13 protein-coding genes and 2 riboswitches are annotated in these 16453 nt (G+C 37.8%); of the genes, 5 read left to right on the forward strand and 8 right to left on the reverse strand.

Features of this window, described 5'->3' with window-relative positions; all coding sequences use genetic code 11:
* Window positions 1-74 precede the first annotated feature (74 nt).
* Both MHB51_RS00120 and MHB51_RS00125 read left to right on the forward strand, forming a co-directional pair.
* On the forward strand, window positions 75-530 hold the full coding sequence (locus MHB51_RS00120) for an NUDIX domain-containing protein (RefSeq protein WP_342558733.1): 456 nt from the start codon (window positions 75-77) through the stop codon (window positions 528-530).
* Window positions 527-1312: a prolyl oligopeptidase family serine peptidase gene (locus MHB51_RS00125; protein ID WP_342559500.1), complete on the forward strand. Its 786-nt coding sequence runs from the start codon at window positions 527-529 to the stop codon at window positions 1310-1312. Before MHB51_RS00120 ends, MHB51_RS00125 begins: the two co-directional genes overlap by 4 nt.
* Here MHB51_RS00125 and MHB51_RS00130 read toward each other — a convergent pair.
* From MHB51_RS00130 to pckA, 5 genes are all read right to left on the reverse strand, one after another.
* Window positions 1304-2395 (reverse strand): endospore germination permease, encoded by a 1092-nt coding sequence (locus tag MHB51_RS00130; protein ID WP_342558734.1) that lies wholly within the window; start codon window positions 2393-2395, stop codon window positions 1304-1306. The two genes, MHB51_RS00125 and MHB51_RS00130, sit on opposite strands and share 9 nt — an antisense overlap.
* A 15-nt stretch (window positions 2396-2410) precedes the next feature.
* Window positions 2411-2647, reverse strand: a complete 237-nt coding sequence (locus MHB51_RS00135) for a hypothetical protein (protein ID WP_107943028.1) — start codon at window positions 2645-2647, stop codon at window positions 2411-2413.
* Window positions 2648-2653: 6 nt separating this feature from the next.
* Complete coding sequence (locus tag MHB51_RS00140) at window positions 2654-3850, reverse strand: Ger(x)C family spore germination protein (protein ID WP_107943027.1); 1197 nt, start codon at window positions 3848-3850, stop codon at window positions 2654-2656.
* Window positions 3851-4033: 183 nt separating this feature from the next.
* Window positions 4034-5587: a spore germination protein gene (locus tag MHB51_RS00145; RefSeq protein ID WP_066161777.1), complete on the reverse strand. Its 1554-nt coding sequence runs from the start codon at window positions 5585-5587 to the stop codon at window positions 4034-4036.
* A 195-nt stretch (window positions 5588-5782) separates the two neighbouring features.
* On the reverse strand, window positions 5783-7369 hold the full coding sequence (gene pckA / locus MHB51_RS00150) for a phosphoenolpyruvate carboxykinase (ATP) (protein ID WP_066161779.1): 1587 nt from the start codon (window positions 7367-7369) through the stop codon (window positions 5783-5785).
* Between the two features lie 215 nt (window positions 7370-7584).
* A riboswitch (SAM riboswitch) is annotated at window positions 7585-7702 on the forward strand.
* A gap of 467 nt (window positions 7703-8169) precedes the next feature.
* Between pckA and metK the strand changes: the two genes are divergently transcribed.
* A complete protein-coding gene (gene metK / locus MHB51_RS00155) occupies window positions 8170-9375 on the forward strand; it encodes a methionine adenosyltransferase (RefSeq protein ID WP_342558735.1) in 1206 nt (401 codons plus the stop codon).
* A gap of 260 nt (window positions 9376-9635) precedes the next feature.
* On the opposite strand, the gene MHB51_RS00160 is transcribed toward metK, so the two are convergent.
* The gene (locus MHB51_RS00160; RefSeq protein WP_066161786.1) at window positions 9636-10154 is read right to left on the reverse strand and encodes a gamma carbonic anhydrase family protein; all 519 of its coding nucleotides are present in this window, start codon (window positions 10152-10154) and stop codon (window positions 9636-9638) included.
* Window positions 10155-10389: 235 nt separating this feature from the next.
* Between MHB51_RS00160 and MHB51_RS00165 the strand changes: the two genes are divergently transcribed.
* Window positions 10390-11190 (forward strand): alpha/beta hydrolase, encoded by an 801-nt coding sequence (locus MHB51_RS00165; RefSeq protein WP_066161789.1) that lies wholly within the window; start codon window positions 10390-10392, stop codon window positions 11188-11190.
* Window positions 11191-11513: 323 nt separating this feature from the next.
* Window positions 11514-13046 (forward strand): alanine/glycine:cation symporter family protein, encoded by a 1533-nt coding sequence (locus MHB51_RS00170; protein WP_342472135.1) that lies wholly within the window; start codon window positions 11514-11516, stop codon window positions 13044-13046.
* Between the two features lie 54 nt (window positions 13047-13100).
* On the opposite strand, the gene MHB51_RS00175 is transcribed toward MHB51_RS00170, so the two are convergent.
* On the reverse strand, window positions 13101-14267 hold the full coding sequence (locus MHB51_RS00175) for an MFS transporter (protein ID WP_107943112.1): 1167 nt from the start codon (window positions 14265-14267) through the stop codon (window positions 13101-13103).
* Window positions 14268-14305: 38 nt separating this feature from the next.
* A riboswitch (purine riboswitch) is annotated at window positions 14306-14405 on the reverse strand.
* Window positions 14406-14803: 398 nt separating this feature from the next.
* The gene (gene cydC / locus MHB51_RS00180) at window positions 14804-16453 is read right to left on the reverse strand and encodes a thiol reductant ABC exporter subunit CydC (RefSeq protein ID WP_342558736.1); all 1650 of its coding nucleotides are present in this window, start codon (window positions 16451-16453) and stop codon (window positions 14804-14806) included.

The following is a 16453-nucleotide window of genomic DNA, read 5'->3' on the forward strand; positions in this document are numbered from 1 at the left end:
ACTGCTTTTCAGACGCCCTCCTTGAAGGATGCTAGCTCCTTCGTTACACTAATAAGGATAAGGAGTTGGCATATATGTTTACGTTTACAGATGAAAATGGTTTTAAGGTTGTTTTGCGATTTGACCATGGTCCCTTTGAAGTAGAGCCTCGCCATGTGTTGGCGCTCGTGCAGCACAAGGGAAAATGGCTGTGCGCGGTGCATAAGGAGAGGGGAGTAGAATTTCCAGGTGGGAAGCAGGAAGCAGGGGAAACGTTATTACAGGCGGCTATTCGCGAAGTATACGAGGAAACACAGGTGCAGATAAAAGATATAGAGTGGTTTGCTTATTATGTAGTACATACAAAAACACCGTTTTGTAAGGCAGTATTTACTGCAAATGTAGCGCATATTGAAGAGTTTGTAGGTGAATATGAAACGACAGGGCGATTATGGCTTACGGCAGACGAATTGCTCACTCATCCACATTTAAGCTTCTATATGCGAGATGCAGGTATGAAAAAGATGTTACAGGAAGTGGAATGCAAGTGAAGAAAAATGGAATAATTGAAGAAATAAGACGCTACTCTTCACCGAATGAAAAGGTGCGCTTAGATGAAATCATTTATTGGTCAAATGGCTTGCGTGTAAAGGGCTTGCTAGCTCGACCGAAGCAAGAGGGACAATATGAGGCACTGCTCTATTTACGTGGTGGTCTGCAATTTATCGGAATGGTACGCCCTGCACGAATCGCACAATTTGCCGCACAAGGCTTCGTTGTTTTTGCCCCCTATTACCGCGGTAATCGAGGGGGCGAGGGCAGGGATGAGTTTGCTGGTGAGGATCGTTATGATGCAGTATATGCCGTTGACGTACTAAAGCAGTTTTGCGATGCACAAAAAGTGCATTTATTTGGCTTTTCACGCGGTGGCTTAATGGCGTTATGGACGGCAATATTGCGTGATGATATTGCCTCACTCGTGACATGGGCAGGAGTGTCTGATGCGACTGATACATATTGGCAAAGAGTCGATATGCGCCGAGGGTTAAAGCGTATTATCGGAGGGACACCGAATAAAGTGCCAGAGCGCTATAATCAGCGTACTCCCTTATATGAAATTACGAAATTACATGCGCCTGTTTTAATTATTCATGGCACTGAGGACCAGCATGTGCAGCCGATGCATGCATATAAGCTAGAGCAATATTTGCGAAACAACAACAAGCAAGTAGAAGCTTGGTATGCAAATGGGCTAAAGCATCATTATCCACCACGGCTTAATTGTCAAACAGTAAGGCAGCTTTGCCAGTGGATGAAAAAGCAGCTAATTTAAGCGTCTGATTTTTGCGATGAATAATAAAAAAATTGATAATATAATTGAAAATACAGCAGAATAAGGCAACCATATATTTGTATTATAAAGATACGAATGTGTTGAATTCGGATGGACAATTTGAGAAACGCCAAGTAATAATATACTAAATGGAAGAATAAGTGGTTTTTCATCCTTAATGTGAAAAATTTGCTGTAAGCCGATAAGCGTCACATAAAAATAAATAAACGCTCGAGTATAAATGGTAATAATCCACATAAATGCGATGATAACTTCAATCCTTTGGAAGAAATTACCGATAGAAATTCGCTGCGCTAATATGTAGGTCGGATAATTTTGTGAAGCTGTATTCATATCCCCTAGCACTAATATGCATAAAGTAATAATGAAAATTAAGACAATTCCGCCTAATAAAATACCTAGATAAAAGCCTTTTTGTGCAGAGTTATTTCTATTGACAGTGTAAGGATAAATCATTAAAAGCATAATCGACGGAAAGGCGAAGATACTCATAAAATAAAGCACACTTGCAATAAATGTGCGGGGAGGAGTATCCAGCATCGGTTGCATATTTTCAAATTTAATATCTGGTGTAATGAAAATAATAAAAAATAAAAACAACAGTAGAAATACAGGAAAAAGTAATTCAGCAGAACGAGCAAAAGTTTCTAACCCTAAATAATTTGCTAAAATAATAATAAAAGCAAATAATAACACAAATGCGAAATTGGGTGTTTCAGGCATAATCTCAATTTGCGTGAAGTTTCCGATATAATACAACATCTCGCCTGAATTTAAAAATGCAAACAATATAAATAAAATTGCAACAGGCTTGCCTAGCCATTTACCTAATACTTTTTCGATTATTTCAATCAAAGTATATTTTGGAAATGTATTGGCAAGCTTGACGAAAAGCATAATTAATAAAAAGCTAAGTAATACCCCAACTATCGCAGCAATCCAAGCATCCTGTTTTGCGAGCTTTGCTAAATAGGCAGGAATAATTAAAATGGATGTACCTATCGAATATAAAAAGGTGATAATTGTAAATTGGCGTGTGCTAATCATTTGTTTACTGCTCATTCTATTCTCCGCTCCTTATATACCTAGCAATGCGTGAAGAGCGTTGCTAATTGGTTGAAAAATAAATGTGATGAAATCTAAGGGGCTCGGTAAATAAATGTGAAGGCTTAGAGTGATGGCCAAAGCTGTGCCTATTGTAAGCAAAATGAAAAATAGCCACGTAGTAGCTGGTTCTTTATTGTCGCGTAATATAGCCCATTGTGAGCTAATGATTATAATAACAATAACAGCAATAGCAAATGACATAACCATATAGCATCACTCCTGTGTAGGAAAAAATGTTGAATTTTGTATAGTGCCAGTATTTCTAGTATGTACGACTACATCCACTGTAACCTCAACATTTGGAAAAAGGCTTTCCCACTCATTTTTTATATTTCTCCATTTTTTAGGCTCCTGCTTGTGTAGCACTTTATTAAATTGGACAGCGTCAGCCTCATATTTTTTTTGTAAGGCATGTAATGTTTTTTCTATTTTTTGTTTAATAACATCGGACGTTTTGTCGTTAATTTCTTTAATTGTTTGCTCTTTTGTCAAATCAATTACACACTTAACTTCACCAATATTTTGCTGAAGGTCAACTAATACATGAATTTTAGGTGTATTATTGTCAAATTTTCCTTTGACGGTTGTTTTGGAACGAGTAATTTCCACTGCTAAATTGCCATCCTCAGGACAAGTTATTTGCTCGATTGTGCTTTTAATATTATCTGTTAAAAAATTATAGCCCTTACTTTCTTCATCCGTCAGTAGCCCCACCATTTTCCCTTTTTTGAGAACAGCAAAGCCACTGTATTTTAAAATAGTTGGGACAACGATTTGATCAACATTTTCTTTGCTCATCCCTATTTCTTTACTACCAATAAGATTTAAAGTGGAGAGGACAAGGCTGTTATCCTCATAGTGTAGCGCATCAATTAAATCATACAAGGCGACTGTTGCTGTAGAGCCCCATGCCTTTTCGGAAATTTTGAGAGAGAATGTTATTTTATTGGCTGGTATTTTTTCAACAGGCGTCAGCACGCTGATAATATCTTTAGCTGTTGTTTCGTATGCAGCGATAACATTCAAATCATTACGAAATTCATGGTCACGAGATAAAAAATCTAGTGCAGGCTTAATTCCACTCTCCAGCAATTCACTGCCGAAAACTATAATTTGTAAATGCGAAAAATATGATTTTCTAGGTGCTAACAATGTGACTTTCCGAATTGCTTCAAATATTGTAGGACCAGTTGCTGAATACGTAGAAACTGGAGAGCGCCCGCTTGTTGGCTGTTTAGAAGAAATTTCACCGGGATTAACGACTTGAACAGTTACTTCATATTCATCACCTTGCTGGTCGATACCTAGTGCAACAACAATGGCAATATCATTAAGCTCTTTTTTGCTCCAACACCCGCTTAACAGCAGGCATATGGAAAGAAACAATAAAATGGAAGCGATTTTGTGCATTGCTGACACCCCTTTTACAAATGAAAATCTATCCAACATTAACGGGCAGTAAGACGCCCACTTCAAGATTTAAGTGAAAATACGCTAAAGGATAAGTGAGAGATTAACTGCCCGTAAAAGCCCGATTGGTTCAACTAACAATCAGTGGGGATGAGGAAAACCCCCACTGATAGAAGTTTCACTTTATCTTTTATATCTTTTTTTATATTTTGATTCTCTCGTCATATTTGTTTGGTTTACTAAACGAGGTCTTTTCTTTAAAAATCTTCTAGGGAGCAGTAAAATGGCATCCTTTTGATTTTCGAGTATCAGTGGTGCAAACGGACTCATGTATGGAATGCCGAATGAACGTAAACTACATAAATGTAGAACAAGTGCTAACATACCAATCATGACACCATAAAGACCAAAGCCTCCCGCTAGTAAAATGAAAGGAAAGCGCAAAACTCGAATAGAGTTTGAAAGACCATATGACGGAAAAATAAAACTACAAATAGCAGTTAAAGCGACAATAATAACTGTTACCGCTGAAACAACGCCCGCTGTAACCGCTGCTTCCCCAATAACTAATGTGCCAACAATCGAGACAGCAGGACCGATAGTGCGTGGCATGCGTAGTCCAGCTTCACGTAAAATTTCAAATGCAAGTTCCATTAATAATGCTTCGATTACAGCAGGAAACGGCACACCTTCCCGCTGTGATGCAATACTTATAAGTAAAGGTGTTGGTAGCATTTCATGATGAAATGTCGTGATGGCAACATAAAAGGCAGGTGCAACTAATGAAATAAGAATTGCAACAAATCTTAATAACCGAATAAGAGAGCTGACAATTGCATTTGAGTAATAATCCTCAGATGATTGTAAAAACGATGTAATAAGGGAAGGGACAATTAGCACAAAGGGCGTACCATCAACCATAATGGCGACCTTACCTTCAAGCAATTCCCCTGCAATAACATCTGGACGCTCTGACGTATACATCGTTGGAAACAAAGAGAATTGAGCATCTTGAATTAATGATTCAATATAACCACCTTCTAAAATACCATCAATATCAATTTGATTGAGTCGGTCAAATACCTCTTGAACAATTTTATCATTGGCAATACCATTTATATGGATAATTGCTACATCTGTTTGTGTAACATCGCCAATAATTTTACTTTGAACCCATAAATTAGGGTTCTTTATTTTACGACGAATGAGCGCTGTATTTGTACGCAATGTTTCAGTAAAGGATTCACGTGGTCCGCGTATAACAGACTCTGTTGCAGGCTCCATCACAGGGCGGTCTTTAGGGTCCTTTATATTCGTCGCAAGTGCGGTCGCTAAACCGTCCACTATGATAATGGCACTTCCATTGAAAAGCGCACTGTAGAGCGTTGCAAATTTTTGTATTTCTTGGACATTGCCAATCGTTAAGCAGTATTGCTTTAAAAAATCAGTTGTTTTTTCAATATTTTCTTCAATTTGGTCTGTTAATAATCCCATGATGGGCTCCAACAATGTATTTGTGATATCTGCTTTATTAACTAAGCCATCTATATAAACAATAGCTAAAGATTGTTTAGTTGATTCTCCGATAAAAAGTTGTCGCACCATCACATCATCACTATAACCAACAGTCTGTTGTATTGTATCAATCGTATGTTGTAATGAAGTAAATAGTGGTTTCTGATGGGCATTAGGTGAAAGCTTAGAAGGGGAGTGTGTCTGTGTATCTGAATGTTCCATGTTCCATCTCCTCCAATACTTATAAGGAGAGGATAGTCAAATTTTAATAAAATTAAACGAGTATTTTACGAAAAAGCATTAAATTTAGTGTTGACAACCTTTTAAATCGATTTATATTTTTATTGTTTTAATAAAAAAAACGTCTGAAAAGCAGTGCTTTCACACGCTTTTTCAGACGTCTCTTTTACTAGTATATTAAACTAATGGACCGCCTTGTTTTGAAATATCTTCCGAAACATTCTCGAATTTTTGGAAGTTGTCATTGAAAAGACCTGCTAAATGCTTAGCTTTTGTATCATAAGCATTTTTATCAGCCCAAGCATCGCGAGGGTTTAATACTTCCGACGGTACACCTTCAATTGCTGTTGGAATGTGTAAGCCGAATACTGCATCTTGTGTTGTTTCAACATCACTTAGTTTACCTTCGATAGCAGCACGCACCATTGCGCGTGTGTAAGAGAGCTTCATACGGCTACCTACGCCATATTCGCCACCAGTCCAACCAGTGTTTACTAAAAATACTTGTGAGCCGTGCTCATCAATTTTCTTACCTAACATTTCTGCATAAACTGTTGCAGGAAGCGGTAGGAATGGAGAACCGAAGCATGTTGAGAATACTGGTTCTGGCTCTGTTACGCCACGTTCTGTACCTGCTAACTTCGATGTGAAGCCGCTTAGGAAATGATACATCGCTTGCTCCTTTGTTAATTTTGAGATTGGAGGTAATACACCAAATGCATCTGCAGTTAAGAACACGATTGTTTGTGGGTGTCCCGCTACAGAGGGCTTTGCGATATTTTCAATATACTCAATCGGGTAAGCTACGCGCGTATTTTCTGTTAACGAACCGTCGTCATAGTTGCAAATACGTGTATTTTCATCTACAATAACGTTTTCTAATACAGAGCCGAAGCGAATCGCATTATAAATTTCAGGTTCTTTTTCTTTTGAAAGGTTAATTGTTTTTGCATAGCAACCACCTTCAATATTGAAAACGCCATTGTCTGACCAGCCGTGTTCGTCATCACCGATTAATTTACGGTCGCTATCTGCTGATAAAGTCGTTTTGCCTGTACCAGATAAGCCGAAGAATAAAGCGACATCGCCCGCTTCACCAACGTTTGCTGAGCAGTGCATTGATAAAATATCTTGCTCTGGTAATAAATAATTCATAATGCTGAAAATAGATTTTTTCATTTCACCAGCGTATTCTGTACCACCGATTAAAATCACTTTCTTTTCTAATGAAACAATAATGAATGTTTCTGAATTTGTTCCATCAACAGTTGGATCTGCTTTAAAGTTTGGTGCAGAAACAATTGTAAAGTCTGTTGTATGTGTAGCAAGCTCTTCGGCAGTTGGGCGGATAAATAATTGATGGCAGAATAAATTATGCCATGCATATTCATTAATAACTTTAATACCGATTTGTGAATCTTTATCTGCACCAGCAAAACCATTAAATACGAAAAGCTCGTCGCGTTCTTTTAAATAATTAACTACCTTTACATATAGTTTTTCAAACACTTCAGAAGAAATCGGACGGTTTACTTTTCCCCAGTCAATTTTATCTTTCGTGCTTTCTTCTTCTACTGTATATTTATCTTTAGGAGAACGACCAGTATATTTGCCTGTTTCAGCACGTAATGCACCGTCAACAGTTAGAATTGCTTCTCCACGAGATGTTGCTTTTTCTACTAACTGTGGAACAGAAAGTTGAACATGAATATTTGTACCGTTTAATAAATCTTTCAGTTCGTTTGCAATTTCTACTGAATTCATCGCTTAAAACCATCCTTTTATTTATAATATTCCCAAGTTTGGTGGGAATTCATTTCTTTTAACTACAAAAAGTATAACACATTAAATGAAATAGTCTATACTAATTCGAGAGAAATTTATGAAATTTTTAGTCGGTAAATCGGAAAAAATGAATGGATGTGTATAGTATTTGACAGCGCAAAAAAAATTATGTATTATATGAAATTGAACGGATACTCTTATCCCGAGCTGGTGGAGGGTCAGGCCCTATGAAGCCCGGCAACCTGCATGACTTTTCACATCATGCGTTGGTGCCAACCTGATGCAAGGAGCTTTCTCCTTGAACGATAAGAGTGAAAGGGAACGAAAATACAATCCTTTCTCTCATGCTTATGAGTGAAAGGTTTTTTTATTGCCTAAAAAAGTTCGTCATTGAAAAACCTAGTTGATAAACTAGCTGTCTAGCACTGCGCTTGAAACGATTCGCAACGCTTACTATTATATAGATAAATGCTTAAACAGCAAGACAGCCTTAAACTTAAGACGATGATAAAACTTTTCTTTATGACTATACCTTTCAAAAACCTTATGTTAAGAGGCGGTAATGGTTTGAGTTGATTCCATATTCATGGGCAGCCATTATGAAAACGATTGATGCACAAAAGTGTAGTGAATCATTAACTGTCTGTAAAAGCCGAAGCGGCGAAGTTTGATAAAGAATGGATGAAATACTCTTCTATTATATTAAAGCATCGCCTTAAAAGCTTGACATGGGTAAGGAGTACCGTATCATATTCGCAGGAACTATAGGAGGAAACAAAATGACAAATCGTAGACTATTTACATCTGAAAGTGTTACCGAAGGACATCCAGATAAAATTTGCGACCAAATCTCAGATGCAATTTTGGACGCCATTTTAGCTGAAGATCCAAATGCTCGTGTAGCATGTGAAACAACGGTAACGACAGGACTAGTACTAGTGGCAGGAGAAATTACGACTTCTACTTATGTAGATATTAAAGGAATTGTACGTGACACTGTAGCAGAGATTGGCTATACGCGTGGTAAATATGGCTTCGATGCTGAAAACTTAGCAGTGCTTGTAGCAATTGGCGAACAATCACCTGATATTGCACAAGGCGTAGACCAAGCTCTTGAGGCACGTGAAGGCTCAATGTCAGACGAGGCGATTGAAGCAATTGGTGCAGGTGACCAAGGATTAATGTTTGGGTATGCATGTAACGAAACACCAGAGCTAATGCCGCTACCAATTAGCTTGGCGCATAAGCTAGCGCGCCGTTTAACAGAAGTGCGAAAATCAGATGAATTAAAATATTTACGTCCAGATGGAAAAACACAAGTAACGGTTGAGTACGATGAAAATAATGTACCAGTACGTGTAGATACAATTGTTATTTCAACACAGCATGATGAAGAAGTAACATTGGGGCAAATTCAAGCAGATTTAAAGCGTGTTGTAATTGCACCAGTTGTACCAGCTGAGCTATTAGATGAAGCAACAAAATATTTTATTAATCCGACAGGTCGCTTTGTTATCGGTGGACCAAAGGGCGATGCCGGTTTAACAGGTCGCAAAATCATTGTGGATACTTACGGAGGCTATGCGCGACATGGTGGTGGGGCATTCTCAGGTAAGGATGCGACAAAAGTAGACCGCTCTGCGGCTTACGCAGCGCGTTATGTGGCAAAAAATATCGTTGCTGCTGGTTTAGCAGACCGTGCAGAAGTACAGCTTGCTTATGCAATCGGTGTGGCACAGCCTGTATCAATTGCTGTAGATACATTTGGTACAGGAACAGTGCCATCTTCTCAAATTGTAGAATGGGTCCGTGAGCTCTTTGATTTACGCCCAGCAGGTATTATTAAAATGTTAGATTTACGCCGACCAATCTTTAAACAAACTGCAGCTTATGGACATTTCGGTCGTACAGATTTGAATGTACCTTGGGAGCAAACAGATAAAGCAGACGTATTAAAGGAAAAAGCAGCATTATTAGTGAAATAATAGTGAAGGGGTTGTCCGAAAGCAGGCAGACGCGCTGCTTTCAGACAGCTCTTTTTTTTATATAGATTCAGAGCGGAAGTGTAGTAACAAATCTTATTTATAGCGATAGCAAGGTGCCAGATGCAGAAGCAAATGAAGTGAGTGCTCCTGTGGTGTTGACAATGAATAGTCAACATCCTCGTCGCAAGGGAGGGTGTGCTCCTGCGGTAGTAACAATAAATTGTTACTATCCTCGTTGCAAACAAATATGTAAAGTCCCTTTACATATTTGTTTGCAATGATTTATAATATTGGCCTTTTTCTACATATTCACGAATAATGCGATCCATGTCTTCACGATCCTCTGCATTTACTTCGCGTACGACCTTTGCGGGACGCCCCATTGCGAGCATATTTGGTGGTATTTTTTTACCTGGGGGAACGAGACTGCCCGCACCAATAAACGCACCTTCTCCAATTTCAGCTCCATCAAGAATGATTGAGCCCATGCCGATTAGTGCTCGTTTGCGAATGGTACAGCCATGCAATGTCACCTGATGACCAACCGTTACTTCATCTTCAATAATTACAGGGTTATTTGGACTTTGGTGTATGCAGCTCAAATCTTGTATACTAACTCGTTTGCCAATAATTGTTGCTGCTACATCACCACGAATAACTGTATTAAACCATATTGTCGATTCCTCTCCAATTGTAACGTCGCCTGTTATCGTAGCGAAATCTGCAATAAATGCAGAGGAATCAATTTTGGGTAGTATCCCTTTATATGGGTAAATCATAATAAAAACGCTTCCTTTCTTTATACACACTATGCAACCATCGTATCAAAAGTAGAGAAAAATAGAAAATAAAATTTAAACAATGCTTAAAAAACCGATTATAATAGAAGAATCTATTGTAGCAATCGTAATAAAAGATATAATGAATCTTCAGTGTTAATATAGGATAAATGTATATAATGAGCGACAGTAGGATAACAATAAATTTAAGTTTTAGAATGTAGGAGGGATTGCAATGTGGAAATGGGAGGCTGATGGGCAGCCAAAGGCAGTTGTGGCAATTGTCCATAGTGCATATGAGCATCATCGCTGGTATGCTTGGCTCATTGAAAAGCTGCGTAGTGCAGGATTTCACGTTGTAATGGGAGATTTGCCAGGCCATGGAGAACAGGCACAGAATAGAGGCTACCATGATGAGGATTTTTTTAAATATGAGGACTATGTAAAACAGTTGGTAGAAATAGGGTTATCTGAAAACTTACCTGTATTTGTTATAGGGAATGGTTTAGGTGCAACAGTATTAATGAATGTTTTACAAAAAAAGAAATTAGAATGTGCAGGCGCCATATTTGTGTCGCCTTGGCTACAGCTCAAGCTACAGCCTGGTAAAATGTCAAATGCATTAACAAGTATTAGTGCGTTGACTTCTAGTGTCAAGCTTCAGCATGATATTACGATGCAACGGATGTCTCGAAATTATGAGGTATATGAGGAGCTAAAGGATGATGTTCCTCATAATACAACTGTTACAGTAAAGTGGTATAAAGATTTGCAACAGCTACTGAAGCGTTTAAAAAATGTAGAAGTGAAATTTCCGAATTTACCTATTTTAATGATGACGGGAGAAAGGGATTCAATTACCGATATACAAGTATCAAAAAATTGGTTATTACAACAACCATTAACTCATTTTCAATATAAAGAATGGTCGGATTGTCAGCACAGTTTATATTTTGAAATGGAAAGAGAAGAAGTATATTTATACACAAAAGATTTTATGAATAATGTGTTGCGCTCGTTAGGCTATATAATTTAACGATGTAAAAATACTAGAATAAAATATTTATTTGATAATAAATTTTGCGGGTTGTGTCATGTGAAAATACTTTACATACAATGTTGACTTTATTTGAAAAATAGGCATTGGAAACGCTTTATTAAAATATTTAATAGATGAAAATTGAGTATGCTAGATGTATTTCTAGTATACTTTTTTTGGCTTAAAGGCTTATGGAATCTAACTTTTCAGAATTTTGGGACACGAAATATTTAGAATCTTTTAAAAAATGTATTGCATAAAAAATGTATATGTAATATAGTAAATTTCAAAATAATACATTGTTTCAAAGGGGGATTTTGATGGAGTCAGTTGTAGGTTTTTTAAATGATGTTTTGTGGGGACCATGGTTTATTTATGCTATTTTGCTAGTTGGACTATTTTTCTCGATTATTACTCGTTTTTTACAAGTACGCCTTATTAAAGACATGTTTGTGTTGATGTTCAAAGGGGAGAAATCTGATAAGGGTATTTCATCATTCCAAGCGATGTCTATTGCTTTATCAGGACGCGTAGGTACAGGTAATATCGCAGGTACAGCAACTGCGATTGGTATGGGGGGACCTGGTGCTGTATTTTGGATGTGGGCTATTGCCTTTATTGGTGCCGCAACAGCTTATGTTGAATCTACTTTGGCGCAAATTTATAAAGAAGAAAAAGAAACAGAATACCGCGGTGGTCCTGCCTACTATATTGAAAAAGGTACAGGACAAAAATGGTTTGGTGTATTATTTGCAGTTATAGCAGTAATTGCAATGTTATTTTTAATGCCTGGTGTGCAATCTAATGCGATTTCAGGTGCGGTAGAAAATGCCTTTGGTTTAGCACCTTGGATTACTGGTGTTATTATTATCGTTTTATTAGGCACAATTATTATTGGTGGGGTTAAATCAATTGCGAATGCGGCACAAGTTATCGTACCATTTATGGCTGCCGCTTATATGATTATGGCATTTATCATTATTGTGATGAATTTTTCAGAAATACCAACAGTTATCGGTTTAATTTTCTCAAGTGCATTTGGTGCTCAAGAAATTTTTGGCGGAATCGTAGGTTCGGCTATTGCTTGGGGAGTTAAACGTGGTATTTACTCAAATGAGGCTGGTCAAGGTACAGGTGCTCACCCTGCAGCAGCAGCAGAAGTATCTCATCCTGCTAAGCAAGGGATTGTACAGGCAGCATCTGTTTATATTGATACATTATTAGTTTGTTCAGCAACAGCGTTTATGATTTTATTTACAGGTATGTACAATGTCCATGATGAAAAAGGGGATAAAATCGTTGTTCAGCATGAATCAGCAGAATATGAAATTTACCCGACGATTTACACGGGTGAGTTTGGTCAAAATAATTATACAGGTGACGCTCAAATTTCATACGCACAATCAATTAAAGAAGGGGCTACTTATACACAACATGCTGTAGAAAGCGCTATTCCAGGCTTTGGTGCACCATTCGTAGCGATTGCATTATTCTTCTTCGCCTTTACAACAATAATGGCTTATTATTACATTGCTGAGACAAACGTTGCTTATTTATTCTCTGGAACAGCGGAGAAAATTGGTATATGGATTGCTAAATTCGCCATTTTAATTGCAGCCTTTTTAGGTACAGTACGTACTTCAGATTTAGCATGGGCTATGGGGGATGTTGGATTAGGATTAATGGTTTGGGTAAACGTCATTGCGATTTTAATCGTTATGAAACCAGCAATTGTTGCATTAAAAGATTATGATAGACAGAAAAAAGAAGGAAAAGACCCACAATTTGACCCTACTAAGCTGGGTATTAAAAATGCAGATTTCTGGGTTGAACGTAACAAAGGAAAATCATAAGGGAATAATGAAAGCTACCAAAAGTGTATGATTTGCTTTTGGTAGCTTTTTGTTTTAACTATGCTGAACCGCTTGTGTCGCAGGGGATTTTCTTAAAGAAATTGCTGCGCAGCCTAAAGCTGCGATAGCAAAAATGGCACCAAATATAGATAAGTAAATGGCAGATGAAGTGAAAGCAAATACGATGCCACCAACTGCTGAACCAATTGAAATGCCTATTTGTAATGCTGCGGTATTCAAACTTTGCTGAATATCGGATGTTTTCGGTGCTATTTGGATTAAATAATTTTGCAATGGCGGTGTCAATGCCCAGCTTAGTGCCCCCCAAAATACTGTGATAATTAAAAATAACGGTAATGCAATGATTGTAAATGGAATAAGAAGTAGCACAACAGTGAATGAGGCTACGACAAATAATATCGTTTTTTTCGTGCCTAGCTTATCATTTAGCCAGCCACCTAGCGCATTACCGCTAACAGAAGAAACGCCGAATAATAAATAGCAAGCGCTAATCCATGAGGCACTTAAATCAAAAGCTTCTACTAAAAAGGCTGTTAAATAGGCGTATAGCATATAATGCCCTGCTAGCATAAATAATGTCGTAAATTGTGCACTTAACACTTTGACATCTGCTAATGATTTTAGCTGTGTTTTTAATGGAATAATTTCGGCGACAGGCATTTTTTCTAGGAAAATGCTATTTAAGACGATCGATAAAACTGACAATACAGCAATACCTAAAAATACGGCACGCCAGCCGAATGCTTCTGTAATAAAGATGCCAAGTGGAACCCCAATTACGAGGGCTGAGCTCACTCCGATAAAAATATAGCTTAATGCTTTGGCTCGATAGCGTGGTTCTACAATTTTCGCTGCGATTGTGAGCGATAAAACGATAACTAGCGCCGTGCTCATCGCAGAAATAATGCGTGCAATCATAACGACTGTAAATGTCGTGCTTACATACATCATTAAATTACTTAAAGCAAAAATAACTAATGAAATAATAAATAATTGCTTTCTTTCAATTTTCGCTGTTAATGATAGAAGGAGTGGGGCAGATAATGCATAAATAAAAGCGAAAACAGTAATAAGTTGTCCCGCTGTAGAAATTGAAACATTTAAGTCTTTTGCAATATTAGGTAAAATCCCTCCTACAATTAATTCAACTAAACCAACCGCAAACGCAGTAATAGCAAGAATATACACTCTCCAGCTCATAAAATCATCCTTTCTTTCCAAACAAAAAAACTTCTGATTACAAAAATAAAAATTTTTGTAATCAGAAGTTTACGGTTTCTGGTAGAGACCCTCAAACCATATTATTGAGGTTATACATTCGTTATCCTAACATAAAATCAGTCGTCTGACAACTAGTTTATACAGTAAAGGGTTTGTTTATTATCCTTTGTTTTACAAATTCTATTAGGAAATCATTGATTTCTGTTACGGGGTGCAGGGGCAACTAATTTATTTCAGCCTTAGCCAGATTTCCGCACGAGGCCAACACGATGCTGGTCATGGAGGTGTTACCACAGGATGTCGCGACCTTAGTCGCCCCTTCGGCTACAATCAATAGTATGTACCTAATAAAAAACGCATCCCCTTAGTGACACACCTTAAAAGGAAGTTTGCTCTTTCATATAAGAAAAACACCGCTAACCCCAGCATTTCTCCATGTTTTCAAAGATGGCTTTTGCTATTTTCATAAGTAAATATTTTATCTAAACAGTAGAACAACAGCGTCCAAATGCCGGCTACTCTACGGCGTTTGGACGCTCTAAATTTCTCATCTTATAAAAAATCCCTTGCTTTTTGATTAAATCATCGTAATGACCAAACTCTACAAGTTGGTGCTCATAAATAACGAAAATTCGGTCAAAATGTTCGAGCTCATTTAGCTTATGCGTAATGCAAATAACCGTTTGAGGTAATGCTAATAATAAATCAGTGCAAAGGTTTGTTAAATTTGCATCAAGATGGGCAAATGGTTCATCTAATAAATAGACAGGTACATCACGTAGCAGGATACGAGCAAGTGCTAAACGCTGCTGTTCCCCACCTGATAAATTACGCGCTTGCTCTAAAACTTCTTGCTCCAATGCAAATGGTAATTGCAATTTATTTAGTAGCTGCTGCATGCGCATATTACTTTGTTCACTTAATAAATTATCCTTTATTGTACCGCTAAAAAAATGATTGTGCTGAAGCATAATTCCTAGTTTTTGCCAAAGTTCTTCGTGTTGAATTTTTGCGGTCGATTGTCCATTCCATAAAATTTCTCCAGCATTCGGCTGTAAATTATGAATAAGCAATTGGAAAAGTGTTGATTTGCCAGCACCGCTTGGACCAACTATGGCGATTTTTTCGCCCTGCTTTATCGTAAATGATACATTGCGCAATGCTTGAAAATCACTATTTGGATAGCGATAGCTAATGTTCATGGCCTGCAATGTTTGAAAATCACCCTTCTGTAAAGGTTGTACTGATAATGGGGCTGTCTCAAATGCTACCAAACGTTCATAGGCTTGTGCTGATTTTGCTTTATGCATTGGAACAGTGCCGAGTGGAATCGCTACTTCAAAAACAGTTAAAGCGATTAGTAGCAGCATCGCTAAGTAAAGCCCGTCTAAGGAGCCATTGACAACAAAATAAGCGCCAAGAACTACGACAGTAAAGGCGGTCAAGAGCGCAATCGCTTGGTTGACGAGTTGTGCCCTTAATGCAATTTTTTCTTCATTTTGCAAATCTTCCTCAAACAGAATGCTTAGCTTCTGCAAATTTTGCTCCGTAGCAGGTCGTTTGCCCGCAACAGTTAAGTCGGTTAAGCCGTAAAAATATTCCGTTAAGCTTTCTGTATACTGCTGCTGGCTAGTCGATTGCTGTCGGTTTTGCCAAAGCATCGGCAAAATCACCGTGCAAAGAATCATGCTAATGAATAATAGCAATGTAATCCAAACAGAAAACCAAATGGTCACAAGCATTGTGCCAAAGAAAACAAGTAATGCAACGAGTGGTGGATAAGCGACGCGTAAAAAAAATTGCTGTAATGTGTCAACATCTTTTGTCATGCGTGTTAATAAATCGCCACCGCGGTAGCTAGAAAGAAGGGAGTGCGCATGTGGTTGCAAGCTTTGAAAGAAGCGTAGTCGCATTTTTTCAAGCAAGGAAAACGTCACGCGATGTGAAATATAGCGCTCTGCATATTTGCTAACCGATTTAGCAACACCGAATAGCTTTAAAAAGGCTGTTAAAATTAAAATAATATAAAACGGCGGTAGCAGCGCTGCCTTTGAAATTAAAAAGCCGCTTTGTGCAAATAGGGCAACGGCTGTTAAGCCACTAATCGTTCCAGCTAAAAGTGCTAATAAAAAATCCCTTCTTTCACTTAAAATCATTTTCCACAT

The sequence above is a fragment of the Metasolibacillus sp. FSL K6-0083 genome (genome assembly GCF_038630865.1).
GTDB classification, from domain to species: domain Bacteria; phylum Bacillota; class Bacilli; order Bacillales_A; family Planococcaceae; genus Metasolibacillus; species Metasolibacillus fluoroglycofenilyticus.